The sequence below is a fragment of the Vibrio sp. SCSIO 43137 genome, from assembly GCF_028201475.1.
Lineage (GTDB): Bacteria > Pseudomonadota > Gammaproteobacteria > Enterobacterales > Vibrionaceae > Vibrio.
This window is the reverse complement of the sequence record NZ_CP116383.1, coordinates 288,802-315,533: the sequence shown is the minus strand read 5'-3', so window position 1 is coordinate 315,533 and position 26,732 is coordinate 288,802. Positions and strand designations below refer to the sequence as shown.

The window sequence follows — 26,732 nt, the reverse complement described above, 5'->3', positions numbered from 1 at the left end:
CACCTCATTAATTTTATAAGAATTCTTTTAGTAGCTGGTCAGTTTCATACAGAGGTAAGCCCACTACAGCGTGATAACTCCCCTCAATACGTGAAACAAAACGGCCTCCTATTCCCTGAATGCCATAACTACCTGCTTTATCGCACGGTTCACCTGATTGCCAGTACTGGCTTATTTCTTCATTATTCAGTGGTTTGAACCATACGTCTGTAATCACTAACTCCGAAGCGTGTTTATCACCACTCACTACCGTTACCGCCGTCATCACCTGATGCTTTCTACCGGACAGGCGGGATAACATGGCAAGAGAATCTTCGAAGTTATCTGGTTTTTCTAATACATCATTGTCCAGCACCACCACGGTATCAGAACCAAGCACCACATCTGCGGCCTGAACCATTAACTGTCCGGCTTTGGCCTTCTCATATGAAAGCCGCAGAACGTAGTCTGCGGCAGTTTCATCACACTGACGAACTTCTTCTACATCTGGTTTAACAATAGTAAAAGGATAGCCAAGTTGCTGTAATAACTCTTTTCTTCTGGGAGAACCTGATGCAAGGCACAGTTTTTTTTCCATCACTTTTCTCCTCAGTTATCTGACATGCCAATGTCGTCTGACTCGACGTAGCAGAAGGAACATCCACGGCCACAAAATGCAGTTAACCAATCCTGACCAGAGGCTCATTGGGTTAAAGCTGACATCCTGAATCAGAAACTCTCCGGAAAACTCAACAAACTTAGCCAGAATAGTCAGCGCTGCAATAAACATTGCTTGCTGCCAGAGAGCCATATTCCTCAGAACCAGAAAGTTTGCCGCGACCAGATAGATGGTTACCGACATCACTATGCCGCGAATACCAAGGGTTGACCCTAACAATAAGTCCCATAACAAACCAAGAATCAGAGCCGTTCCTACATTGACACGATGAGGAAGAGCCAGAACCCAGTAACAGGTTACCAATACCAGCCATGAAGGACGGAAAAGCTCCAGATCACCCGGCCATGGGATGGTTTGTAATATCAGGGCAACAAGAAAGGATGCCCAGATAACGCCTTTGCCGCGAAAAATACTATTTGCCATCTTGAGTATCTCCCGCTTCAGCTTCCATATCTTCCGATGAGGACAGTACGGCTTTTTGTCTGTCTTCGTTTGGCCAGATCAGCAGCAGATAACGCAGACGGTCAAACTCAACTACAGGTTCTGCTTTTATCTGAGCAAACTGGCGGCTATTGTCATTGTCAACCTCTGACACATAAGCAACAGGGTAGCCTTCGGGATAAATGTTCCCCAGACCGGAAGTGACCAGTAAATCGCCTTGCTGAATATCAGTACTCAGGGAAATATGTTCCAGATAGATGCTGTCCAGCTCTCCTTTACCCGATGCAATCACCCGGATATCATTCCGAACCACCTGAACCGGGATTGAATTATTTGAGTCCACCAGCAAGAGCACGCGGGCATTGTGCGCGGCAACAAAAGTTACCTGACCAACAATGCCTTTTTCATTAATCACCGGCTGACCGACATAAACACCATCGGTGTGCCCTTTATCGATCACCACCTGATGGCGATACGGTGATGAATCTACAGCCATTACTTCAGTAACGACTTTTTTCTCATCACGGACAAAGGGAGAGCCGAGAAGCTTACGTAACCTCTGGTTCTCTTCCTGATACTGCTCCAGCAATCCGACTTCACTCTTAAGATAGAGAATTTCCCGCTTCAGCGAGGCATTACTGTCCATAAGCTGCTGTCGCGTATTCAGCCGCTCATACATTCCATCAAACATGGTTCTCGGAAGATTAGCCGCATACTGGATAGGTGCAACCATACTGTTAAGTATGTAGCGCACGCCGGAGAAGGCATCAAGACGACTATCAGCCAGCATCAAGCTGGCTGATATGGATACCGCTATAAACAAACGGAGTTGCAGAGAGGGGCCTCTGCCAAATATAGGTTTCATTCCAATCCACCCTTGTTCCGTGGATAAATGGAATTATTCTTCACTGAACAGATCGCCACCATGCATGTCGATCATTTCTAACGCTTTACCGCCACCACGGGCAACACAAGTCAGAGGGTCCTCAGCAATAACAACCGGAATACCTGTCTCTTCCATCAGAAGACGGTCAAGATCTCTCAGCAGTGCACCACCACCTGTCAGAACCATACCGTTCTCAGAGATATCAGCAGCCAGTTCCGGCGGACACTGTTCAAGAGCAACCATTACCGCAGAAACGATACCTGTCAGCGGCTCCTGCAACGCTTCAAGGATCTCATTCGAGTTCAGGGTAAAGCTACGCGGCACACCTTCAGCAAGGTTACGGCCACGAACTTCAATTTCATCAACATCGTCACCCGGGTAAGCCGAGCCGATAACGTGTTTGATCTTCTCTGCTGTTGCTTCACCAATCAAGCTGCCATAGTTGCGGCGGACATAGTTGATAATGGCCTCATCAAAACGGTCACCACCGATACGAACTGACGAAGAGTAAACCACGTCATTCAGGGAAATCACCGCAACTTCGGTAGTACCACCACCGATATCGATCACCATAGAACCCGTAGGCTCAGACACTCTCAGACCTGCACCAATTGCTGCTGCCATCGGCTCGTCGATCAGGTAAACCTCACGGGCTCCCGCACCAAGAGCAGACTCACGAATCGCACGACGCTCTACCTGAGTAGAACCACACGGAACACAAACCAGTACACGCGGGCTTGGTTTAAGAATGCTATTGTCATGTACCTGCTTAATAAAATGCTGCAGCATTTTTTCAGTTACATAGAAGTCGGCAATAACGCCATCTTTCATCGGGCGGATTGCAGAAATTGAGCCCGGAGTACGTCCAAGCATCTGTTTCGCCTCATGACCAACAGCTGCAACACTTTTTGCACTGCCTGCACGTTTTTGGCTGATTGCAACTACTGAAGGCTCATCAAGAACAATGCCTTGTCCTTTTACATAAATTAGTGTGTTAGCGGTACCTAAATCAATTGATAGGTCATTTGAAAACATACCACGAAGTTTCTTAAACATATTCTTCGCTCATCGGATAATATTAGAAGACAAAATTGCACTAAATGTACCAATGCATTGCCTTTACAGCAAGGCATTGACGCATAAACATGGGGTTAATCTCTATTTTTCTTACATTTAGACTTTAAATAAGAATTTTCCAACTTATTTAATCTCCGCTCAGGCGTGGTTCACCGCGGAAAATAACCCTGTCATTACCACGGTAAACGCCAAAAGTAATCACAGCAGAAGGATCTTCATCCCCTAACCCACGCCAGTTATATCTTAGCCACGGCTGGTTAATCACTGTACCTGAACTGAAACAGCGGCTGGCTTCAACACCACTTGGCAGAGAAGCTTGCTGTCGCAGCCATAATCTTACCTGTTCTCTGCTTTCAGTATGCTGAGCTGACAAAGTGTCAGACTGACCATCTACAACCTCTGTTCCGCTACTGCTGAAACTGGCATCGGAGCTGCCGGAACCGTCACGCCAAATCTGTTCACGACAATAGTAAGCAGGATTAAAATCACTGCCATCATCGTAGCTATTGGTAACAAAGTTGCTGCCATCCCAGTATTCCGTCTTTAACGGCACTGACAAAGCAATATCCTGATTACCACCTACGTCCTGAAGGGTCATCCGTCCATACCGGAACAATGGCTGACTATCAAACTTTTTACCCTGATGTGTGGTATGTGCCGCCAGTTCGCTACCGAAGTCCAGAGTGGAAAAATCGACTTCGGCAGTTGTTTTATCAAGTACCTTTAATCCAAACAGTGATTTCTTAGTGGTGGTGTCCGAGTATGGGCCATCTGCTTCTGACGTGTAGTTAGCCGCTGAGCTATCTTGCTTTTTCTCGAATTCAAAACCGGCAATAGCTACGGATAGTTGGGCACTCTCTATCCCCAAGGTTTTGCCCCAATGGCTGCCGTCCCAGCGATAAGTATCGCCGCTTTTGATCCTCTGCTCAGCGCCACTACTGTCAATATCACTCCAGACGGTTCCGCTGCCTGTCTGGGCGATAGCCATATAATCCAGTGTTTCAATTTGATCGTCAGAAAATAGCCCGTAGTTTTGGGTTGCTGTTCCCGTTGCGGAGTTCGCCTGAACAATAAAGTTATGGATAATTGGCTGGCCCATATAAGCAAAATTGTTGTAACCGGATGGGTATTGCCAGATAGTTTTCTGGTTTTGTATAAAGAGATCGGTACTGTTTAATATACTAAGATTCGCCGGATAGAAACGTCCTACATTCCGGTAGCCTGTATTAATGGTCATTCCAAGATAATTCGCACTGCCAATATCAGCAGTTACTTTCAGGCTACCTACCTCATCCCAGCGAAGATCGCTAAAGCTGTAGTAGTTCTCACCGGAGACTTTTTCGTAATGACGTTTACTGTCCCCACCCGATGAAAGGAAGTTTGAGCCAGAACCGATTCGGCCAGATGACGGCGTTGCAAGGGCACCTTTCAGATATACCGTTGCCAGCGGGCCATTAGTGACATAAAAATTATTGGTTACACTGGCGGAGCAGTAACTTGCTACATCGACTTCACCGGACAGAGCGCCACCACTTTGATAGACAATGGGCTTAACATTCAGGTTAAACAGACTACCTGCGGATTTATATTTTGTTCCCGATGAAGAGGTACCATCCATAACTGCATCGTCAGGATCGCAGATAGCAAATGTCCACGGGCGGGAGTTGATATTAACGATAGCCTGCAAACCATTCCACGCTTCATCATCTTCTGCTTTACAATCAAAGCCTGACGGGCAGGTAAATGCGGGGTCTGTTATTTTAAAACTGATACTGCCTGACTCGGTGTAGTTAATGCTTCCGGATGCTGAACCTGAGCTGAAATCAAGACTCAAATTTGGATTGGCCGACGTTCCTGACTGATTACTTACCGTCAGAACCCCCCAACTCGCCCCTTCAGCAAGGGTAGGGTCTTGCAGGGTCTTATCGGAGATTAGCAGGTTTTTGCTCCCCTGATAGCCGGAAACGACCGTTGCTGAGCCGTTATTGCAAGCCAGTGCATTTAAAGTAAAAACCGTCTCTCTTGCGGCAATAGCATTAACAGTATTTACACCGAACTTATAAGGTGCCACATATAACTGGCTACTGTCTGTTTCACCGCTATCCAGTTCACCAGATACGGTAAATTGACCCAACTGACTGCTGCTTAATGCCAGAATCAGTACTCCGTTATTGGTCGTGTAATTACTTCCGCTGATCCCCCCCTGTACAACACTCTGTACTGTTACACCGCTAGGTAAGGTGACGGAGATAGTACCACTGTAATCTGTCACAACATTTCCGGTGTTGCTGTCTTTAACGGTAAAGGTAAATTGAGGGTTTTCGCATTGCAGTGCAAAGTCATTAACCGGAGTAACTTCCAGTTGGTAACTTACTGGAGGAGTAAGATCGGGAATATAGTCAGAACAGCTGGTTAAATCGATTGAACCATCATTGGAGTCAGCTCTTAGAATACCATTTTTGAAGTTATAAAATGCTGTTGAGATTGCAGCAGGCCACCCAGTAGTACCTGCCAATCTTCTATAGTAATTAACCTCTGAACCTCCATCAGAAGTAATCAGCACCTGATAGTTAACCGGAGTTGCTGAATATAGGGCAGAGTCAACAAACAGAGCACCAGAGGCCGCTACAGTTGAGTAAACAATAACATCAGGACTGTTTCCGGTTTGATCCACAATTATTTGCTGGGACTGTTGTGCTGAAGTGATATCAAATTGCAGATGGAAGTTCTTGTTACCGTGAAATCCTGTACAAGTCGATGTTGCGGACCAGCCCTGAAACGAAACCACAATTAGTAAAATAGCAACTAAAAACCGCATATCAGCCACCTATCGCCTTAACCCAGACCTGCTGTTCACGCTGAACCTGAAACTGAGTACCAGAACTACAGATAGCACTGGTGCTAACCTGAAAATATTTTAAATCATCGGGGATTGATGCTGCAGGTTTACTGCACTGTATAGTTGGAGCGCTACAGGAAAGACCGTTAACTAAAGCCACAGCTGCCGTGGATGACGAACTATTTACCGTATCGCAGTTTGTATCAAGCTGTGTCGGCGTTCCTGCCTGCCCGATAGGAAATAGTGTTGCCAGTGCCCACTCATTTGCTGAATGAGCCACAAACCAGGCCTGAGTACCCAAAACTTCCCGGGAAAGGGTATCCTGATTTGACCAGCTAATCCGGGTTAAGTTAACGGCAAGTAAGCCCATTACCACAACGATAAAGATGGCGATAATAACGATATTTCCCTGTTGCACTTTTTTACGGAACATTTAATACCTGCACATCATGTCTGTAGAAACTCTGTTCATCCTGATTGGTAAACAGAAAGTCCAGATGAACCAAACCGCCGCGTTGCAGAGTAGCCTGAAGGTACTCAAAGCGGCTCTGAGTAAAGTTAACCTCTTCAGCAACAATAACAGTGTTACGGGTTAAATTGCCGCTACTACTGATACAGTAACTAACCTCACCGTTATAAGTATAATAGCGGTTAGCAACAGAATGGCTGTTAAAGTCATCGTCAATGGAATAAACATACACTCCGCTGGCCGGTTGCGACTCTGTACAACTGCTATCGGCGCTATCCCTGCACCCAGAAAGACTTTTAAACTGCTTACCGCTAGTCAGATCAGCGTTTCGACTTGGATTTATCACCAGAGATTCACTAACCGGTGACGGTAATTGGACACCCTGATTAGTCACCACAAAATCCACCTTGCCGCTAGTCTGATTACGGGAATAAAATCCAGAACGCACAATAGGATAAAAGTTAATACATTTAGCGGAAGTGCTGCTGGTGGTGGCAAAGCTATTTGGCACAGCATGACGGATTTCCCGCGACATCTTCTCTATTACGAAACGGGCCTGATTCTGTACTTTCTGCCGGTCAACACTGTCGATATAACCTTTGGTACCCGTTTCAAGGATACCGGTAAAACCGAGAAAAATAACACCCAGCACAATAATGGTGATCACCATTTCAACCAGAGTGAAGCCTTTACTTCTCATCAGTAGTTCCCTCTGTAGGCTGAAAACTGGTACTCACCGTACGAGCCGGCCGTCACTGTCACAGTAACTTTCTTAAACTGGCTATTACCGGCAATTGTTGCAGAAACAACATCTATATCGGCTGCAAAGTTGGGATATTCGCTACTGATGGCATCACCGAATACATCATCCAGGTTTCCCGCCACCGTTGAGCAGTATGCGTTGCTGGCGGTATTGGTAGTCCAGCAGCCTATATAGTCATCCACATCATCAAAGCTGGCAGGATCAGATTCTGTGCCATCCGGGCCAAAAGCACTTTGCAAAGTACATGGATCACCTTCACCACAACGAACCACTTCTCCGTCAGGGTTACTGTTTTCATCGTAGCGGCGCGCCATTACTTCAGTCAGCAAACTGTTAGCTAACGCAGCGGCACGAACTTCATACTGTGGTTTAGCTGAGTCCTGAAACTGAGGAAAAAGCAGTGAGGTCAGGGTAACCATGGCTACCCCCATCACCACAATGGCCACAATACTTTCGATAAGGGTAAAGCCTTTCTGCCTGTAGGTTAGCTTAGCAGCCATAAACGTACCCCTGAGAGTTAATACAGACACTGGCAGTAGCACCGCTATCAGAAATATCGATTTTAAAATTTGCCGGACAGGTTCCCGTTACACAAGAGGGGTTGCCCAAAAGATCAAAGCCCACCGTCATTGACTGAGCAAAACTAACATCCTGAGGAAGAACCAACCGGTTACTGCGGGAGTTACTGGTGGTTGTGCAGCTTGAAACCGATCCAAGACAATCTGAAGAGACCCTAAGCTGATAGTCTGTGGAAACTGTTCCGCTAACATTAGATTGCATCCGGCTTAACTGGATCTGACGGATAATAGAAATAGCCTGTTCCTGAGCGGCAAAAGCAGAGAAGCTTGAAGTACCGGAATAACGGCTGGCAGCATAGACAGAGATAATGCTTAGCAGAAGAATAATTACCACTAGCTCAATTAGGGTAAAACCAGACCGGCGATAATTAGCGAAAGGCATGTTCCCTGTTTCCTTAAACCAACAAGTCTTTAGAGTATATAGGAAAATATAAATATACTGATAAAAATAAGGCCTGCAATGCAGGCCTTACTCAATCTCTTTTTATTTAGCAACCAGAACTATCAGTTATTGCTACCGCAGCAGGGACAGTACCTGATGTCGCTTCCGTATAAGTAATATAACATTTGGTTGCTTTAACTGCCGCAGCATCAGCTAATGCTGTACTTGCCTGAAAAGTAATTACATAGGTATTGGTAGTCCCATCAGTAAATCTTGCCCAGTCAGTGGCACTCTGAAGACCCACAACTGCATTGCCTATACCACCATCCGCCGCGGTCGGATAACCATATGAGGTAAGCACAGTTGAACCACTTGCATCAACTGAAGGAGCCGGAGAAGCACCTTTAGCTTTAGACTCTTCACCTTCAATAGCAGACTTGCCATACACCATACCTGATGCGCCCTGAATCGCACCACGCATTCCTTCAAGAGAAGCAACTCTCGCATCTTTCTGCAAATTTAAAAATCTAGGTGCGGCTGTTACGGCAAGAATACCCAAAATTACAATAACAACAACCAATTCAATCAGGGTAAAACCAGCTTGTCTTTTCATACTCAAATCTCTCTTACTTCTTGGCATCTCGTGGCTATTTTTATTATCTGACCACAAAACTAAAACAATACGACCAACGGTAAACGCCTTTTCTCTATGTTATATAGAAAAACCTGCCATTTGTCATTTATCTGTTCTAATTGACTAAATTAACTGTGACACGCCCGGCTGATACTTTATAGACAAAGTTATGCTTGGTACTGCCTTCCTGCTGCTCATAGCGACACTCATCATTGGCCGGAGCTGAGGCAATATACTTAGGTGAACCGGTATCGCTGGTCTCTACCGATGGCGGATTCTGTAATAACTGCTCCATCAGGGCTTTACAGGCAGCCGCATTAACCGTGGTTGCATCACTGCCGCTATATACGGCAATCGGGTAGCCGTCTCTGTAACCACTGGTTGCAGAGCTGGTTAGCAGAAAATCGGTACCGTCATAATTAACCACATTGCGGCTGCTGGTTTGAGGGCGGCCTTCTGCCTCCCACTGTGCCCGCGCCGATAACACTGCCGTAGCATAACCGCCAGCAACGCCTTCAATACTCGCTTTTTTCGCCTCGTCAGTAATATCTAAAAACCGGGGCAGTGCCGCTACGGCCAACAACCCTAAAATAACAATGACAATCACCAGTTCCATCAAAGAAAAACCAGTCTGTTTCTTCATATTACCTTCCACCTGTAAATGCGGCGTATTTAAAATTTAGCATATCAATAGACTCTGCCAGCTATTTGCTGCGCTATAAGGCAGAATCTTCTAATTTTACTGTAAATTGGTTGTTACTCAGTTGGATCACAACACTCTTTTCCGGATAATTATAGCGGCACATATATCCATCATCCATATGAATAGAATAACTATTTTCCGGTTTTGAACCAAATATCTCTCCGGCCGGATAGAGAGTGGTCAGCCAGTAATGACAATTTACCTGATTAGCGTAAAGGGGCAGCAGCCAGCCATGATCACTAAACTGGTAGTCCTGATCGTCCAGACTCAGTGTCTGTGGCCGTTTATGTACCAGCCAGCTCTGTTTAAATGCGTTCGCCCGATCCAGAATCGCCAGTGTCGCAAGATCATAAGCAGTCTCTGTGGTATCCGGCTCCATCTTTTTCCACGACCATACTAATGCTGCCATAAGAAGTGTAATCAACACTCCCCACAGGGCTGAAGCCGGTTTAAAGCGGCTGATATTTTCCATAACCGCTCCGCTTATCGTCCCTGAATCGCATCCAGCATGCCCCACATAGGCAGAAAAATACCCAGAGCCAGCACCAGCACAATAGCCGCCACAATAACCAGCAGAATAGGCTCAATACGGGCAGTCAGAGTCTTGAGATCGTACTCCACTTCCCGGTCATAGAAGTCAGCGACTTCCATCAGCAACTCATCAATACGACCCGTTTCCTCACCCACGGCGATCATCTGGATCACCAAAGGGGTAAAAATACCGCTGTTTATTGCGGTATTTGATATGGTTCCCCCCGCCTCAATGGAAGATTTCATCTCCATCAGGCGCACTTCGAGAAAGCGGTTTCCCATCGATTCCGCAGCCAGTGCAATCGACTGGTTAAGTGGTACACCGGCCTTCAACATTAAGGAGAAGGTTCTGGAAAAACGTGCCATCTGTGCCCGGTTAACGATACTACCGACAATAGGCAGTTTTAGCCGTATTCCGTCCCAGATTTCCCGTCCGGCCGCCCCGGAGATCCACAGTTTAAAGCCAAAGCCGGCAGCAAATATGGCTGCCAGCATCCACACCCAGTAGTTAACAAAGAAACCCGATGTAGCAATCAATATCTGAGTAGGCAGTGGCAGATCAACACCAAAGCGGGAGAACATACTGGAGAACTGAGGAATCACCCAGATGTTAAGTACAAACATGGCCACCACCACAAAGCCAATAACAAAGCTCGGGTAACGCATGGCGGTTTTTATCCGCTTTCTGGTTTCCAGTTCCTGTTCGTAGTAACCACTCAACTGGAGCAGTACTTCATCCAGCCGGCCGGTGTTTTCCCCGACATTAACCATTGAAACAAAAAGCGGACTAAATACATTGCTATGCAGGCGCATAGAAGCTGAAAGGCTACGGCCGTTGGTCAGCTCAGTCCCTACCTGTTCCAAAGCTGTTTTTAACTGCTTATTATGAGCATTGCCGGAAAGCCCCTTGATAGCTCTGAGCAATGGTACGCCAGCTTTAGTCAGGCTGTACATCTGACGGCAGAAGATCACCAATATTTCCAGCGGAACGGCCGGAACAAGCAAGTCGCTCAGATCGATAGAGAGGCCTTTGCCGGCACTTTTTCCCATCACAACTGAAGTAGGAATAATGCCACGGTTGATCAGGGAATCGATCGCCAGCTCTTCCGTCGGCGCTTCAACATCACCGCTGATCTGCTTCCCCTCTGCATTTCTGCCCTGATACCTGAAGTTAGCCATTTAGCTCTCCCCGATATAAATCGGGTCAATGTTTCCTGAAGAGTCACCTTCACCCAGATGCATCACTTCATCCAGGCTCACTATGCCCTTCAGCGCCAGCTCCATTGCCGATGCCAGCAGAGGCTTGTATCCGGCGGCATTTCGTGCCTTTTCAGCAAACAGTACCGCATCATTCGCCCTCAGGGCATCCATCATCTCTTCCTGCAGTTCTAAGAACTCAAACACACCAATCCGGCCACGATAACCGGTCACATTACAGTTCTGACAACCTCTTCCTTTAGTAAACACTGCATTGGTTTGATTAGGGAAACGGCTCTCCAGCCAGCTCTTTTTCGACTCGTCCGGTATTTCAGTCGTCGCACAGTCAGGGCACACTTTACGTACCAGCCTTTGTGCCAGTACCGCACGCACAGAACTTGCCACCAGATACCCCGGTGCGCCCATATCCATCATTCTTAATGCACTGTCGACGGCATCGTTAGTGTGCAGGGTACTTAAAACTAAGTGACCAGTCAGGGCTGCCCTTAACCCAATCTCAACCGTCTCCTGATCCCGCATCTCACCAACCAGAATAATATCGGGATCCTGACGCAGGAAGGTTCGCAGAACCGTTGAAAAGTCGAGGTCTATTTTCGGGTTTACCTGAACCTGATTAACCCTTGGCAGGCGATATTCCACCGGATCTTCAGCGGTAATGATCTTTTTGGACGGTTCATTCAGCTCTGACAAAGCACCATACAGGGTGGTGGTTTTACCCGAACCTGTCGGGCCTGTGACCAGAATCATTCCATGCGGCCTTCTCAGCTGCTTTCTGAAGCGTTGCAGCAGCTCTTCAGGTAAACCGGACTCATCCAGAGGGCGGACACCTGCAGTCTGATTAAGCAGACGCATTACCACAGACTCACCATGCTGAACCGGCATGGTCGACATACGAATATCGATAGATTGCCCCTTGCTACGGACATTAAAGCGTCCGTCCTGAGGTAAACGCTTCTCGGAAATATCCAGATTGGCCATTAACTTAAGGCGCAATACCAGAGCGGAGGCAATATTAACTTCGTTTAACAGGGTTTCATGCAGAACGCCGTCAACCCGCTGACGTAACCTGAGCACACTGGCATCGGGTTCAATATGAATATCCGAGGCGCCAACCTGTATGGCATCCTCAAACAGGGAGTTAATCAGTTTTACTACTGTAACCTCTTCACTGTCATCATCGGCAGCCAGACCGAAATCAAAACTGTCCGCAGTCTGGTGTTCCGCCTGAAGCTGCTCGGCAAAGGTAGCTATCTCTTTGGTTCTTCGGTAGTAGCGATCAAACCCCTCAACCAACTGCTTTTCAGAAGCGATAACAAAATCAAGTTCGTATTGAGTAAGCCTCTCAAACAGTGACTCCTGAGCAGAGAGGTCTGCAGGGTCACTCATGGCAACTCTAAGGCTATTACCCGAACGCCCAATGATCAGGGCACGTATACGTCTGGCATGCACCTCAGGCAGAAGCTGAACCGCATCTATATCCACATCAGCACGGGAAAGATCTATAAGTGGCAACGATAACTGCCGGGAAAGGAACTCCAGCATCTGGGTTTCGGTCAGAAAGCCAAGCTGTATCAGGGTATCTCCCAGCTTTCGTCCGGTCTGCTTCTGAGTGGCAAGTGCCTGCCCTACCTGCTGATCATTAACGATGCCCTCTTCAACCAGCAAGTCACCCAATCTTTTTCTTAACTTAATCTGCACTTTTTTCTCCCTGCAAACTCTCCAGCAATTTCAGTCTGTCGCGGATAAAGGCCTGTGTCTGTTTCGATACGCCAACTTTACTGATCGCCTGCTGATAAGAGCTAAATGCCGATTTAAACTGTGAGTTTCTCTCCTGCTGAATGGCCAGACCAAGCCACCAGCGCGCATTGTCCGGAGCTCTTTCAGTCAGTATCTGATAAGTTTCGGCGGCTACCGGATTATTTTTTACCTGCTGAGCCAGAGCCGCTCTCAGTTCCAGATAGCTGTTTTTGGCATTGTCGGGCAGATAAAGTAACGGGCTCAGGGCGGCTTCCGGCTGGTTTTCTCTTATCAGAAGTTTCGCCAGAGCTATCCTGAGCTCTTGTCCTGATTCGTTAAGACGCATTCCCTGCTGAAGAACTTCAATAGCATTACGTACATCTTCTTTGCCATAGTAAAGCGCAGCAAGACGCTTACGGGTATCGTCATCATCAGGCTGGTAGCGCAGCGCTGCTTCAAACTCCTGAATTGCCGTTTTTAGGTCATTGGCGTCCAGCGCCTTTTTACCTCTCTCAATCGCGGTATCGGAAAGCTGCTCAGGGGTAAGTTCTACTTGTTTGACAGCTAAACGTCCTTTGTTCACTTCTGGCTGTTTATTGTTCACCTGAGTTTCCACTTTATCTGCTTTGGCCAGCAAAATGGGCTGTTTTGGTGAAGTTACAGAAGGAGTGGTCGCTTTTTCAGCTTTCTTTTTAATTACACCTTTGGGCTCAGCATTTTTCTGATAAATTTCTACTTCTGATGATGCAGCCACCTTTGCAGTAGGAGAGGTCTGATTTTTTTCTTCTGCAGGAATAATTTGTTCCGGCACAATATTTACTACTGTGACAGGTTCTTCGCTAATAGCGACCGGCATAGTCGTTGGTTGCTGAACCGAAACTGCCCAGCCACCAATAGCAAGGCTTAAGCAAAATCCGCCAACAGCCCATGCCAGCTTGTTGCCGGTTTTAACCTGAGCAAATTCTGCTTTCTCTATTTTTTGTTTACCCTGTGAATTCTTGTTTGCTATATCCGTAAGGGCGTTATTAATCACGCTCATGATGACTCTCTCTCCCACAAATACAGCGTTTTATACTTAGGTTTACGGGCATCATAGGTATCCTGAACTGCCTCATAAATATGCTTATTCTGAATGGTTTTCTGTTGCATGCTAAACGCCAGTATCAATGCCTTATGGCAAATCTGATTTATCAGCCGTGGTATTCCTCGGCTCGCTTTCCAGATGGATTTCTTCTGAGCCATTGTAAACAAGGGCAAGTGACAACCACTGCTTTCAACTCTATGTTGTATATAGGCACACCCTTCAGAAATCGTCAGAGTTCTCAGAGTAGCGTTAAAGGTTATCCGCTGCCTGAACTGCCTAAGATGTTCCGCTTCCAACCTGCTATCCAGTTCAGGCTGACCCAGCAGGACAATATGGAGTAATTTACGTTGTTCTGTCTCCAGGTTGCCAAACAGGCGAAGTACCTCCAAAGCTTCATCACTCAACGCCTGAGCTTCATCAATAATCGCAACGACTTGTTTGCCTTGCTTACATATTTCCAGCAGTTTAGTGTGAATCTGTTCTATCAACTCATTGCTGTCAGCAGCTTCTACTTCCAGCTCATGAGCTATGGCTCTGCGAAGACTCTCTCCGGACTGCAAAGGGTTAGGAACATAGACAAGACGAACCTGTTCTCCTAACTGATTAATCAGCATCCGGCAGACCATGGTTTTACCCGTGCCAACCTCACCAGTCACCTTTATTATCCCCTCTCCCATCTCAATCGAAGACAGAACGGTATTAATAGCCTCATAATGAGGAGGCAAAGCATAAAACAGAGCGGTATTGGGGGTTAATGCAAAAGGCTCACTACTGAAGCCAAAAAACGCCTGATACATAGTCTCTTCGCAACTCTCTATTCTGAATCAGGGAACCACTCCTGCAATAAGTTCCTTGACCGTTCCAGCTCCTGCTGCCATGTATTGATGCCTACAACCGTTGGCTTAAGCAGAATAACCAACTCGGTTTTTTCCGTCAGCTTAGTCGTATTACGGAATAAATTACCTACAGCCGGAATATCACCAAGGAAGGGCACTTTTGAAACCTTATCTACCGAGCTGGACTTCATTAGCCCGCCGATTACAACCACATCACCATCCCGGGCACGTATTACGGAGTCCGATTCACGTATAGAACTGCGGGCTATAGGTGCATTATTCAGAAATTCCAGTTTCTTTTCTTCTACTTCAATAACGGCTGGATGCACATGGAGTAGTACATTACCTTTATCATCTATCTGAGGAGTAACATCCAGTGAGATACCAGAGAAAAATGGTGTCAGCTCATATTCGGTCTGCGGTGTGCTCTGTCCGTTAACATCAACCAAATTAACCTCAACGCCGGTAACAAAATACTCGTCGATACCAACTTTAATCACTGCCTTCTGATTATTTGCTGCGGTTACCCTAGGGCTGGATAACACATTAAGGTCACCCTGTGTCCCCATAAAACTGAGTACCGCCTGAAAGTTACCATCAGAGATAGTGAGATTAGTTTGTCCTCCCAGCAGAGTTCCTATGGCATCTTGTCCAGGTAACACTGTTGAAGCTGCCGTACGGGCAATACTGACTGAGCCACTGCCTATAGTCGAGCTAATGTTGGACCAGTTAATTCCCTGCTGATAGCCATCACTTAATGTCACTTCAAGAATCTTAGCTTCCAGAACCACTTGACGCTGCAGCCTGTCCTGAGAGATGGCCAGAAACTGTTTAACCTCGCGGATTTCATCAGGAGTTGCCCGCAGTGTGATAACACCGGCAATCGGATTTACTATGACGCTACGGCCATCCTTCTTGCCAATCAGGGTGCTTACGGCTTCTTCTAACTGCTTCCAGAAGTCACTTTCACTTCTGGTATCTATAGTGGTACCACCGGAAACAGTACTGCCAGAGTCATTATTGTTCTGGTTATTATTGTTATTATTACTGTTATTAGAGTTGCTATTTGAAGAGCCGGAGTTGTTATTGCTACCTGAATTACCATTGTTGTTATCTTTATTGGTAATGGTACTGGTTGTAATAGAGGTCAGTGAGCGGCCAATTCTCTGAAAGTGCAGATAGTCTACCGGTATGGTTTCGGTCCTCATACTGGCAGGATAAACCTGAATAACTTTTCCTTTTCTCGAAAGGTCAAAACCATACATATCCTGAGCGACATCAAGTACCTCATCCAGAGTCACGTCTGACAGATTCATAGTGATCTTGCCAGTCACGGCAGGATGAATCACAGCACTGTAACCAGTATCTTTTATCAAACTGGTAAAAAATGTTTTGGCATCAACAGCGTTAGCCTGCACCTGAAAACGCTTTAGTGAAGCAAACTGAGCTGACGGTTTTTCTGTTAGCTCAGGCATTAAATCAGCCTGCACAGACGCCGGCAACTCATCCAGACTATTGCTGTTGGAGTTATTGATGGCTTCATTCAGAGCTTGTTTTGCTTCAACGGGATCCCTGTGCCCCAATGTGCACCCCATTAATGATGCTATCACCACTGCTACAACCAATTTGCGCATATTCGTTTTGAAACCCTATTTTTTTATATTTAATGCAAAAAGTGCCAGATGCCACTGCTTGCTACCTTTAGCAATTGTGACCTGTTCAGATGTAATTTTTTCCACCTTGTATCCGGCAATACTCTGTCCCGACTCAACGATTTTATTATCCAGAATGGCGTAACAAGCGCTATTCCCACGGCAAACAATACTCTGTAACTGGGGAAGCTTACTTTTTACATGCTTCTGGCTTTTTACCTGCGCTTTAGGCTGCACCCAACCCAGAGGTGCAGTAGGATCATCTGCTGCAAAGGCATTTACAGTAATAAGCAAGGATAAATATGCAAAAAGCTGTTTTTTAGCCACCGATAAACTCCTGCCTTGTACCAAGTGTATAGACAACCAACTCTAACTTGGCTACAGGATACGATTCAACCTGATAATGAAAATCCCGCCAAAAATAGCCTACATCCATTGATTCCAGCTTAGTTAAATATTCTTGTATATCAAAATATTTACCCGTCAACTCAATCCGGACAGGATGAATATAGTAACCCGCATTGTGACTTTCTCCGGTAATGATCGGTTCAGCAGGAAGTGATTCCAGCTTCTCCAATGTCAGGTTTTTACTACTGATTAACACCTGCTCCAGTAATCCGGCCATATCAGACGGAGAGCTCAGCCTGCCGACAAATTCTGATAATTTTAAAGACAACTTCTGACTCTGTTCTGACAGGGATTTTAGCTGCTCCGTTATCTCTTTATCGGGATCTTTACTGAGGTTGTCCTGCGCAGAAGCAATCTCGGATTTCAGTCGTTTATTCTGTGAAGCCTGCAGCTCTACCTGCTGCTTCTGTACTTTAAGTCCGGACTCAGCCGGGTCGATAAACAAAGTCAGCATAATAAAGAACAGTCCAATCAGGCCGGATAACAGTATTAGCCACTTTTCCCTGCTAGACAGTGCAATGTACTTTTTATTCCAGTTTTGCCAAAACTGCATACTACTGCCCCCCTTCCTTCGTGGCTGATTCGCCGGTTACACTGGTAGCCAGTTCGAATGTCACCAGATCATCTTCAGTGCGATCCATTGTTAGCTTGTCAAAAGAACGACCTATCAGGTTAAGCTCTGTTTTAAACTGCTTTACCCAAGCAGGAACACTGTCTGGTGTTCTGGCGAGCCCTTTCAGGCTTAACTGATCCTGAGTCAGGCGGATATCAGACAGGGAAATATCACTATTTGCCAGCCGGGATAATGACTGCATGACTCCTGAATACCCCTGCATTAAAGAGTCATCAAACTGTCCGACAGCAGTTAAGGTGGCTTTTTTTGCCTCTATATCGGCTTTAATCCGTTCAATGGCCGCCATTTTTTCTAATGAAGGTTTATGATTGATCAATCGGGCTTGCAACTGTTGCAACTCCTGAGTCAGAACACTATTTTCTGACTTAATATCAGCGACCTGCTTCTCTGCCAGCCCGGCCTGATATCGCAGATAGCCATAAACACTAAACATCGCAATAATAACCAGCGCCCAGCCTGCCGCCACATTGGTCAGGCTTAATAGCTCTTTTTTAGGCTTAAGGTGCTCTTGATACAGATTGATGCCAGTCGAAGGCAGCAGAGGCATGCTCTTTATCAGAATATGACCACAGTGCTCATCAGTGTTTTCTGAAACAGAAACCACCTTCACGCTTAACCTTTCTGATAAAGCCTGTTGCAGTTGCTCTATTGCCTCCTCATCACAGCAAACAAGCAGGTGATTAATGGAAGCCCCCCGAATCTGAGAAGAGAGATAATCAATAGAGCGCTGCAACTCAAGAGCCAGACTATCAAACTGTAATTCGCTGGAAGCATTATCTGTTAACGGCGCTACAACGCCACGAATACTTCTCTGGAAGCGATTTCTATTCTCGATATAAGCGCCAATTTTAAAGTCGCTGCCAATACCGCGATGTAGCAGCATAAAATTTTGTATATCATTCTGAACATGTCCCCACACCTCTTCTTCGGGCAATACCCGGTTAAGGCGGACTCCGGCCTGATTCAAAACTTCTGTCAGAGTAAACAGCAACCTTTTGCTAAAAACATAAGCCTGAATTTTTCGGCTTTCGGGCAACAAAAAAGCATCCGCAACAATATCGCTGACCCGCTCGCTGATAAGATCTTTTAACAGAAACGGCAAAGCGGACGGCCATTCACTTTGCGGAATTTCCGGCTTATCTATCTGATAAATCTGGTAGTGTTTTGGATTGAAGGTAACTACTGCGCTGTAACCCGAGTAGTTGCCAGAAGTAAGTGCTGACTCCAGTGCCTGCTCCCAATGCCCTTCAACAGGGAACTCAAGAGGCTTATTGTTTTCTGAGTTTGCACTTGGCGATAGATAGATAGCATTGGGCCGAACAGCAATACAGAGCTGGCCCCGGCCAGAGCTCTTTGTAAACTTAGATAATATTGCTTTAAGATTCATTATATTACTGATACCTCAATATTTTTTCCGCCAGCGGTTTCTCCGGCCAATCTGAACCTTGGCAACTTCCGGTTTCGGAATCAATTGTGTTTCTGCCTGAAACATCCTGCCCTGACCACCATCAACACCTAGCTCAAGTAACGTCGTCCACTCTCTGCCTGTCTCGACCCCTACCGCAAGGACGCGGGTTTTTGTCCCCTCACAAGCGCCGATAAGGCTACGGATAAACAGTTGGTTTTCCTGTCGCTGATCAATCTTTTTAATCAGGCTTCTGTGCAATTTCAGGTAATCGACACCGAGATCTTTAATATAGTGCGTGCTTGTTATGGTTCTTCCCGCCTGCCCTACAATCACATCACAGCCGAGGCCGGAGATAATCCGGACCACAGGACGCATAAAATCAAGGTGTTTTACCAAAGCGCCTTCGACAAATTCAAAACTAAGCCGGTTTCTAGTGCAGGAAGGCAGTTGGAGAAGTTCATCCCTTAACCAGCGAACATGGCTCCGCTCCTGAAAAGGCAACACATGTAAGTTTATAGAGTAGCACGTACTTAAGCTCGACTCCTTCAGAAAGCGGATAATAGTAGCAAAAACAACCTTATCCATCTTTGCTTCATAGCCAATTTGCTCAATAGCAGAGACAAATCTGGACGCTTTCAGGATACCTACGCCATCATCATTAATGCGGGAAAAGAGTTCGCTATGTAGCAGGGTGGTCTTATTACTGTCAGGCTCAGCAAGGTAACAGGCCTGTTCGTAAATTAGAACGTTGTCATTCTGGAATGATTTATCAAACAGAGTCCTCCAGCGGACACTGCCCCTTGAATTGCTGACCTGCTCTTTTTTCTGAAAGCGACTCCAGTTATTGTTGTTCTGTAACTGAGCACTTCTTAGTGCTGTATCGACTTCACTGAGAATGTGTCCGCGCCTTTCTCCTTCTGAGTACATAGTGATGCCCATATGACACCAGTTCTCTTCCTGCATCCCTTCCAGCAAAGCAATTCTCTCAAGTTGCCGGATGCACTGTGTAGCCAGAATAGCGATATCTTTACTGTTTTGGTGTGGAACCAGAACAGCAAAATCAGAGGTGTAATAACGGGCAAATACCACATCAGGAAAGCGCTGAACTATGTTTGAAAGAATGCTGCCGACCTCAACGATAAACTCGTCCCGGTTCTGCTTTGGGTTCTGTTCGCTAAGGGCTTCCCAGTCATTAATTCGCAAAAGAAGAACACCACCGGAAGCTCCGCTCTCCTGAAGGGCAGACTCCAGCTTACTGTCAAACAATACCCTGTTTGCTGCTCCGGTTAACTGATCTAAAAAGGTGTGAGTACGAATAAAGGTATCAAAGCGGCTTCTCTCCTGACGGGCATCCTGTAGCTCTTCGATTAAACGATCCAGAGCTTGACTGGCCGTATAGGGCCACTCTTCCGGATTGCCTTTCGAATGTTCAGCAACCCTGCCGCCTAATATCATCCGCCCCCGCTCTTCCAGCAATTCAGAACCTTTTAATTGAACTTTAAGCCAGCGTAACCCCTGAATCAGACAAAAAACCACCAGTGCAATGGCCAGTGAAATGGAAGATAGTGCGCTAAAGGAATAGGCTTGCTCAGAGTATGGAGGAAGCGCCTTAAAGTGAATGGTATAGCTCTGGCTACTTTCTAACGCATAACTTTTCTGAACCAGACGGCTTTTATCATATAAACGGGATGTATCGACGAAATGGTAGGCATTACCTGCAGGAGAACTGATTTCCATCTCCACGACATGACTGGCTTTCAATAATTTGGGGATCCAACGCTGGATATCGGACAGATCATTTGCACTGCCCAGTTCTTCATCAACAACAGTAACGATACCTTCCAGATACCGGTTCAGGTACTCATGCCCCATATTGCGAAACGAAAGGGTTCCGCCAATAAACAGAATAAACATAGCACTAACGACTATGATTGTGACAAAGGCAGTCAGGCGGGCACTAAGTTTTAGCGTTGGGGTGTATCGCATGAATAATAAAGTCCTTTTTAACCCAAGCTGTTTATTGTGAATATTATTAGCTAATTATCATGCGATTCACTGTTTTTGTGAATGAGAATCACTGGATATTTGACTGCCGGAGTCCCAAATATGAAAAAAGCTACACGAATGTAGCTTTTTTTAACTGATTTAGAACGGAATATCGTCGTCAAAATCCATTGGCGGCTCATTGTACTGCTGCTGAGGTTGCGGCTTAGGAGCAGCATGTTGAGGTGCAGCTGGCTGGTGAGCAGGTTGTTGTACTGGCTGCTGAGGTTGTCCCCATCCGCCTTGCTGTTGCTGCTGAGGCTGACCGCCCATAGGTGCGCCCTGACCTTGACCCTGACCACGACCGCCCAGTAACTGCATCTGCCCGGTAGGCCATTGAACAACCACTTCTGTAGTGTAACGATCCTGACCGGATTGATCCTGCCATTTACGAGTCTGCAACTGGCCTTCTACATATACCTGAGAGCCTTTTCTCAGATACTCACCAGCAATCTCTGCAGTTTTACCAAACAGTGCAACACGGTGCCATTCGGTTTTTTCTCTCTGCTCGCCACTGGCTTTATCGCGCCAGGTTTCTGATGTTGCAATGGTAATATTCGCAATTGCATTACCGTTTGCTGCATAGCGAACCTCAGGATCAGCGCCCAGGTTGCCCATTAAAATTACTTTGTTAACTCCACGGCTTGCCATGATGCGCTCCGTAAAAACTGTGAAAAAAATTGGGGAGCAAGAATAGCATGATTAAAGCTCATCTCAAACTCAAATCCCCACCGGTAATTATATACTCAGAAAAGAGCAGAGCCGTGATTTCTACCGGATGAACAGGTGACTCGGTTGCCAGACTCTGCACTATTTCCGGACTCTAAAGCACGATGATGTCACTGAGAACTGTTTTGCCACTTTACCCGCTAGCTTTTCATGATCGTTCGCAAATTCTTGCAACCTATACGTTATCTACAGCACTTGTAACTGAAATCAGACGCATTTCAGATGAAGAACACTAGAAAAGTAAGCTCAGCCATAGGCAGTATTCGGCAAAGGTATACTTCACTCTGGTCTAAAGGCAACTTTCGCAGAGTTTCTAACTACTATGTAAGAGAGGCAATATGGGAAAAAACCATAACTTACTTATAGCAGAACCTTTCCCAGCCCGGTCGTCCTATCTGTTAAAAAAAGTGGCAGGTTCAGTTTTTACAGTTGAATCTGTTTCGTGGGAACAAGTTCACAAAAAAGTCAGTGATAACAAGCCCTATATTCTGTCGGTCAACTCTTCGCTAAACCAAGAGCAGCGAAAAAACCTGAGCAAATTAAGACTGAATAACAAAAATTGTTATATAGCTGTCTTTAATGCTTCCCTGAAAATGACGACTGCAGAATTGTTAAGTTATGGAAATCTGAGAGGCATTTTTCCATCAAACATTGCAGAACAAGCGTTAAGTAAAGCTTTATTTAAACTGGCTCACGAGCACTACTCACTGCCGGAAGATATTTCCGAGCAGCTTCTTCAGCATTACCAGTCTTGTATTGTTCGTTTCGGTGATCCTACTATCTGCAACCTCACTTTCCGGGAAAAAGAGCTACTGAGGCATCTCCGGCAGGGTATGTCCAACAATCAACTGGCAGATAAACTGTTTATCAGCGAGCATACGGTGAAGTCTCATCTGTATAAGATCTTCAAAAAAATAAAGGTTAAAAACCGTAATAGTGCTGTTGCGTGGGCGTATAAGTACCTCTCCTAACCGGATGTATTGCCCATATCACAACAATGGGCCGGAGAATTACTTGCTCACAGAACAGAGCGTGATATGGTTAGCGCGTCAAAAGAATATCTACAAAAGGGCTTAATCCATGATCAAAAAATGTCTTTTCCCGGCAGCTGGCTATGGCACCCGTTTTTTACCGGCAACCAAGTCGATGCCGAAAGAGATGATGCCGGTGGTCAACAAACCTCTGATCGAATACGGAGTTGAAGAGGCTATTGAAGCTGGTATGAACGGCATGTGCATTGTAACCGGCCGTGGTAAGAACTCACTGTTCGACCATTTTGATAAAAACTACGAACTGGAACATCAGATCAGTGGCACCAATAAGGAAGATCTTCTGGTTGATATCCGTCGGGTAATGGATTCAGCTAACTTTACCTATATCCGGCAGAGAGAGATGAAAGGGTTAGGCCACGCTATTCTCACAGGTCGTGAGCTGGTAGGTGAAGAACCTTTTGCTGTCGTACTGGCCGACGACCTCTGTATCAATCAGGAAGGTGATGGTGTACTGGCACAGATGGCCGCACTTTATAAGCAGTTCCGCTGCTCAATCGTAGCAGTACAGGAAGTTCCGGCAGAAGATATACATAAATACGGTGTTATCGCCGGAGAGATGATTAAAGATGATATCTACCGTGTAGACGATATGGTTGAGAAGCCTGAGCCGGGGACTGAACCAAGTAATCTTGCCATTATCGGCCGCTATATCCTGACTCCTGATATTTTTGAGTTAATTGAGAATACTGAACCGGGCAAAGGCGGTGAAATTCAGATTACTGATGCCCTGCTAAAACAGGCTCAGTCTGGTTGCGTTCTCGCTTATAAATTTAAAGGTAAGCGTTTCGACTGCGGCAGCGTTGACGGTTATATTGAAGCGACTAACTTCTGTTACCAGAACCTGTATAAAAAAGATAAACAGAAAGTTGAGCTGGACCAATTCTCGACAGAAAAATCTGAGTAACTCCTGCTTCACTTCTGCAAAGAAAAAGCTGTTATCTGACAGCTTTTTCTCGTTTCAGAACCTGAGATTTCTATTCGGAAGCAGCTAATACAAATCAATAACTGTTTTTTTATACAGTACTTATTGCAGATTATTTCTACTATGCGATACTTGCAGAATTCGATATTCAGCGAGCATTAGCAATGGATCAAATAGAAGTACGTGGAGCCCGGACTCACAACCTGAAAAATATCAACCTGACTATCCCGAGGGATAAGCTTACGGTTATCACCGGACTCTCAGGCTCCGGTAAGTCCTCACTCGCCTTTGACACCCTTTATGCAGAAGGACAACGCCGATATGTTGAATCTCTGTCTGCTTATGCCCGTCAGTTTCTCTCCCTGATGGAAAAGCCGGATGTAGATCATATTGAAGGGCTTTCCCCCGCTATCTCTATTGAACAAAAATCAACCTCTCATAACCCCCGTTCAACAGTGGGAACCATCACTGAAGTTTACGATTATCTGCGACTACTCTATGCCCGGGTGGGCGAGCCCCGCTGTCCGGATCATAATACTCCGCTTGCTGCCCAGACCATCAGTCAGATGGTCGATAAAGTTCTGGAGCTGCCTGAGGGCTCTAAGCTGATGCTGCTGGCACCTATTGTTAAAGAGCGTAAAGGTGAGCATGTAAAAACCCTTGAAAATCTTTCCGCACAAGGCTTTATCCGGGCAAGAATAGACGGGGAAACTTGTGATCTTTCCGATCCACCAGCTCTGGAACTACACAAAAAGCACACTATAGAGGTGGTCGTAGACAGATTTAAGGTGCGCAAAGATCTTCAACAAAGGCTGGCAGAGTCGTTCGAAACAACCCTTGAGCTGTCCGGTGGCATCGCCGCCATTAGCTGGATGGATGAACCAGAAAAAGAAGACCTTATTTTCTCCGCTAACTTTGCCTGTTCTCATTGTGGCTACAGTATGCAGGAGCTAGAACCAAGGCTTTTCTCATTTAATAACCCGGCCGGCGCCTGCCCTACCTGTGACGGTTTAGGTGTACAGCAGTATTTTGATCCTGATCGGGTGATTGTTGATGAAGATCTCTCAATAGCAGATGGTGCCATTAAAGGCTGGGATCAGAAAAACTATTACTACTTTCAGATGCTTTCATCGCTGGCGGAACACTATGGCTTTGATCTGTATAAGCCTTATAAGTCACTCAGCAAAAAGATCACTGACGTTATACTTAAAGGCTCAGGCCGGACGGAAGTAGAGTTTAAATACATTAATGACCGGGGTGATATCCGGGTTAAGCGCCACCCATTTGAAGGTATTCTGAATACACTGGAGCGCAGATACCGGGATACTGAATCAAACGCTGTCCGGGAAGATCTGGCCAAGTATATCTCTACCAAATCCTGTTCATCCTGCGACGGTACCCGGCTCAGATTAGAAGCCAGAAATGTGTTTATTGATGAAACACCTCTGCCACAAATCGTTGAGATGAGCATCAGCGAAGCCATGGACTTTTTCAGCCAGCTTCAACTGACCGGACAGAGAGCTCAGATCGCTGAAAAAGTAATGAAAGAGATTAACGACAGGCTACACTTTTTAGTCAATGTCGGACTGAACTACCTTAACCTTTCCCGTAGCGCAGAAACCCTTTCAGGCGGTGAAGCGCAGCGTATACGACTAGCCAGTCAGATTGGTGCCGGTCTGGTTGGGGTTATGTATGTACTTGATGAGCCTTCTATCGGTTTGCATCAGAGAGATAATGAAAGATTACTTAAAACCCTGACTCACCTACGGGATCTAGGTAATACGGTTCTGGTGGTAGAGCATGATGAAGATGCTATCCGCACAGCCGATCACGTTATCGATATTGGCCCGGGAGCAGGTGTTCACGGCGGAAGCGTAGTTGCCGAAGGTACTATGCAGGAGATTATTCAGTCGCCTCACTCTCTGACAGGTCAATACCTGAGTGGAGAGAAATCAATAGAGATTCCGCAACAGAGAACACCAAGGAACAGTAAAAAAACCGTTGAGCTGATCGGTGCTACGGGTAATAACCTGAAAAATGTAACTCTTTCTCTGCCTGTCGGGTTATTTAGCTGTATTACCGGTGTATCAGGTTCAGGTAAATCAACCCTGATCAACGATACCTTCTATAAAATTGCCCATACTCAGCTTAACGGTGCGACAACTACGGAGCCTTCACCGTATAAAAAAATAAAAGGCTTGGAGCATTTCGATAAAGTTATCGATATTGATCAGAGCCCAATAGGCAGAACACCACGTTCAAATCCGGCCACTTATACCGGTATTTTTACCCCAATCCGCGAACTGTTTGCCGGAACTCAGGAGTCACGTTCACGCGGTTACAAACCGGGTCGTTTCAGTTTCAATGTCAGGGGCGGCCGTTGTGAAGCCTGCCAGGGCGATGGTGTTATCAAAGTCGAAATGCACTTTTTGCCAGACGTTTATGTTCCTTGTGATGTCTGTAAAGGTAAGCGATATAACCGTGAAACCCTTGAGGTCAGATACAAGGGTAAAAGTATCGATGAAGTTCTGCAGATGACGGTTGAAGATGCAAGGGAGTTTTTTGACCCGGTGCCTGTTATTGCAAGAAAATTGCAGACTCTTATGGATGTCGGCCTGTCATATATCCGCCTTGGTCAAGCCGCGACTACCCTTTCAGGTGGGGAAGCTCAGCGGGTGAAACTGGCCAGAGAGCTTTCTAAGCGGGATACAGGTAAAACGCTCTATATTCTGGATGAACCAACAACTGGTCTGCATTTCCACGATATCCAGCAGTTACTGACGGTATTACATCGTTTAAGGGATCATGGTAATACAGTGGTTGTTATAGAACACAATCTGGATGTGATAAAAACCGCAGACTGGATTGTTGATTTAGGCCCTGAAGGCGGACAAGGTGGTGGCGAGATAATTGCTGAAGGAACACCGGAAGAAGTGATCAAAGTCGAAGGTTCACATACCGCACGCTTCTTAAAACCTATGTTAGATGAACAAAAAAAGGTAAAGTAAGCCAAATCTAACATCATTTAGCTAAAGCGAGCATCTGCTC

The 26,732-nt window shown here is 46.0% G+C and carries 25 protein-coding genes; 3 read left to right on the top strand and 22 right to left on the bottom strand.

The window, feature by feature from the left end; all coding sequences use genetic code 11:
* Window positions 1-13: 13 nt before the first annotated feature.
* The 22 genes from PK654_RS01555 to PK654_RS01450 all read right to left on the bottom strand — a co-directional run bounded on the left by PK654_RS01555 (window position 14) and on the right by PK654_RS01450 (window position 21,632).
* Window positions 14-577 carry a Maf family protein gene (locus tag PK654_RS01555; RefSeq protein ID WP_271697288.1) on the bottom strand — a complete coding sequence of 188 codons (564 nt, stop codon included), beginning with the start codon at window positions 575-577 and terminating at the stop codon, window positions 14-16.
* 15 nt (window positions 578-592) lie between these two features.
* On the bottom strand, window positions 593-1,081 hold the full coding sequence (gene mreD, locus PK654_RS01550) for a rod shape-determining protein MreD (RefSeq protein WP_271697286.1): 489 nt from the start codon (window positions 1,079-1,081) through the stop codon (window positions 593-595).
* Window positions 1,071-1,964 (bottom strand): rod shape-determining protein MreC, encoded by an 894-nt coding sequence (gene mreC, locus PK654_RS01545; protein ID WP_271697285.1) that lies wholly within the window; start codon window positions 1,962-1,964, stop codon window positions 1,071-1,073. The genes mreD and mreC overlap by 11 nt, the downstream gene beginning before the upstream one ends.
* Before the next feature lie 33 nt (window positions 1,965-1,997).
* A complete protein-coding gene (locus tag PK654_RS01540) occupies window positions 1,998-3,041 on the bottom strand; it encodes a rod shape-determining protein (protein WP_271697284.1) in 1,044 nt (347 codons plus the stop codon).
* Between the two features lie 148 nt (window positions 3,042-3,189).
* Window positions 3,190-5,880, bottom strand: coding sequence for a DUF6701 domain-containing protein (locus PK654_RS01535; protein WP_271697282.1), 2,691 nt, complete (start codon window positions 5,878-5,880; stop codon window positions 3,190-3,192).
* 1 nt (window position 5,881) lies between these two features.
* Window positions 5,882-6,334, bottom strand: a complete 453-nt coding sequence (locus PK654_RS01530; RefSeq protein ID WP_271697280.1) for a hypothetical protein — start codon at window positions 6,332-6,334, stop codon at window positions 5,882-5,884.
* A complete protein-coding gene (locus PK654_RS01525) occupies window positions 6,324-7,070 on the bottom strand; it encodes a PilW family protein (RefSeq protein WP_271697279.1) in 747 nt (248 codons plus the stop codon). Before PK654_RS01525 ends, PK654_RS01530 begins: the two co-directional genes overlap by 11 nt.
* The gene (locus tag PK654_RS01520) at window positions 7,070-7,633 is read right to left on the bottom strand and encodes a type II secretion system protein (protein WP_271697277.1); all 564 of its coding nucleotides are present in this window, start codon (window positions 7,631-7,633) and stop codon (window positions 7,070-7,072) included. Before PK654_RS01520 ends, PK654_RS01525 begins: the two co-directional genes overlap by 1 nt.
* A complete protein-coding gene (locus PK654_RS01515) occupies window positions 7,623-8,093 on the bottom strand; it encodes a type II secretion system protein (RefSeq protein WP_271697275.1) in 471 nt (156 codons plus the stop codon). The genes PK654_RS01520 and PK654_RS01515 overlap by 11 nt, the downstream gene beginning before the upstream one ends.
* A gap of 106 nt (window positions 8,094-8,199) precedes the next feature.
* Complete coding sequence (locus tag PK654_RS01510; RefSeq protein ID WP_271697273.1) at window positions 8,200-8,706, bottom strand: type II secretion system protein; 507 nt, start codon at window positions 8,704-8,706, stop codon at window positions 8,200-8,202.
* Window positions 8,707-8,842: 136 nt separating this feature from the next.
* Window positions 8,843-9,370, bottom strand: a complete 528-nt coding sequence (locus tag PK654_RS01505) for a type II secretion system protein (RefSeq protein WP_271697271.1) — start codon at window positions 9,368-9,370, stop codon at window positions 8,843-8,845.
* Between the two features lie 73 nt (window positions 9,371-9,443).
* Complete coding sequence (locus tag PK654_RS01500; RefSeq protein WP_271697270.1) at window positions 9,444-9,902, bottom strand: hypothetical protein; 459 nt, start codon at window positions 9,900-9,902, stop codon at window positions 9,444-9,446.
* 11 nt (window positions 9,903-9,913) lie between these two features.
* A complete protein-coding gene (locus PK654_RS01495) occupies window positions 9,914-11,140 on the bottom strand; it encodes a type II secretion system F family protein (protein ID WP_271697268.1) in 1,227 nt (408 codons plus the stop codon).
* A complete protein-coding gene (locus tag PK654_RS01490; RefSeq protein ID WP_271697267.1) occupies window positions 11,141-12,877 on the bottom strand; it encodes a GspE/PulE family protein in 1,737 nt (578 codons plus the stop codon). It lies immediately after the preceding gene.
* Complete coding sequence (locus PK654_RS01485) at window positions 12,867-13,955, bottom strand: tetratricopeptide repeat protein (protein WP_271697265.1); 1,089 nt, start codon at window positions 13,953-13,955, stop codon at window positions 12,867-12,869. Before PK654_RS01485 ends, PK654_RS01490 begins: the two co-directional genes overlap by 11 nt.
* Window positions 13,952-14,797 carry an ExeA family protein gene (locus tag PK654_RS01480; RefSeq protein WP_271697263.1) on the bottom strand — a complete coding sequence of 282 codons (846 nt, stop codon included), beginning with the start codon at window positions 14,795-14,797 and terminating at the stop codon, window positions 13,952-13,954. The genes PK654_RS01485 and PK654_RS01480 overlap by 4 nt, the downstream gene beginning before the upstream one ends.
* A gap of 17 nt (window positions 14,798-14,814) precedes the next feature.
* Window positions 14,815-16,470, bottom strand: coding sequence for a pilus (MSHA type) biogenesis protein MshL (gene mshL, locus PK654_RS01475; RefSeq protein ID WP_271697261.1), 1,656 nt, complete (start codon window positions 16,468-16,470; stop codon window positions 14,815-14,817).
* 15 nt (window positions 16,471-16,485) lie between these two features.
* On the bottom strand, window positions 16,486-16,815 hold the full coding sequence (locus PK654_RS01470; RefSeq protein WP_271697259.1) for an MSHA biogenesis protein MshK: 330 nt from the start codon (window positions 16,813-16,815) through the stop codon (window positions 16,486-16,488).
* The gene (gene pilO, locus PK654_RS01465) at window positions 16,808-17,449 is read right to left on the bottom strand and encodes a type 4a pilus biogenesis protein PilO (RefSeq protein ID WP_271697257.1); all 642 of its coding nucleotides are present in this window, start codon (window positions 17,447-17,449) and stop codon (window positions 16,808-16,810) included. The genes PK654_RS01470 and pilO overlap by 8 nt, the downstream gene beginning before the upstream one ends.
* Before the next feature lies 1 nt (window position 17,450).
* Window positions 17,451-18,917, bottom strand: coding sequence for an MSHA biogenesis protein MshI (locus PK654_RS01460; RefSeq protein ID WP_271697255.1), 1,467 nt, complete (start codon window positions 18,915-18,917; stop codon window positions 17,451-17,453).
* Between the two features lie 15 nt (window positions 18,918-18,932).
* A complete protein-coding gene (csrD, locus tag PK654_RS01455) occupies window positions 18,933-20,924 on the bottom strand; it encodes an RNase E specificity factor CsrD (protein WP_271697253.1) in 1,992 nt (663 codons plus the stop codon).
* A 159-nt stretch (window positions 20,925-21,083) separates the two neighbouring features.
* A complete protein-coding gene (locus PK654_RS01450; protein WP_271697251.1) occupies window positions 21,084-21,632 on the bottom strand; it encodes a single-stranded DNA-binding protein in 549 nt (182 codons plus the stop codon).
* A gap of 671 nt (window positions 21,633-22,303) precedes the next feature.
* Between PK654_RS01450 and PK654_RS01445 the strand changes: the two genes are divergently transcribed.
* From PK654_RS01445 to uvrA, 3 genes are all read left to right on the top strand, one after another.
* Window positions 22,304-22,681: a response regulator transcription factor gene (locus PK654_RS01445; protein WP_271697249.1), complete on the top strand. Its 378-nt coding sequence runs from the start codon at window positions 22,304-22,306 to the stop codon at window positions 22,679-22,681.
* A 109-nt stretch (window positions 22,682-22,790) separates the two neighbouring features.
* Window positions 22,791-23,666 carry a UTP--glucose-1-phosphate uridylyltransferase GalU gene (gene galU, locus PK654_RS01440; RefSeq protein WP_271697247.1) on the top strand — a complete coding sequence of 292 codons (876 nt, stop codon included), beginning with the start codon at window positions 22,791-22,793 and terminating at the stop codon, window positions 23,664-23,666.
* A 182-nt stretch (window positions 23,667-23,848) separates the two neighbouring features.
* Window positions 23,849-26,692 (top strand): excinuclease ABC subunit UvrA, encoded by a 2,844-nt coding sequence (gene uvrA, locus PK654_RS01435; protein WP_271697245.1) that lies wholly within the window; start codon window positions 23,849-23,851, stop codon window positions 26,690-26,692.
* Window positions 26,693-26,732: the final 40 nt, after the last annotated feature.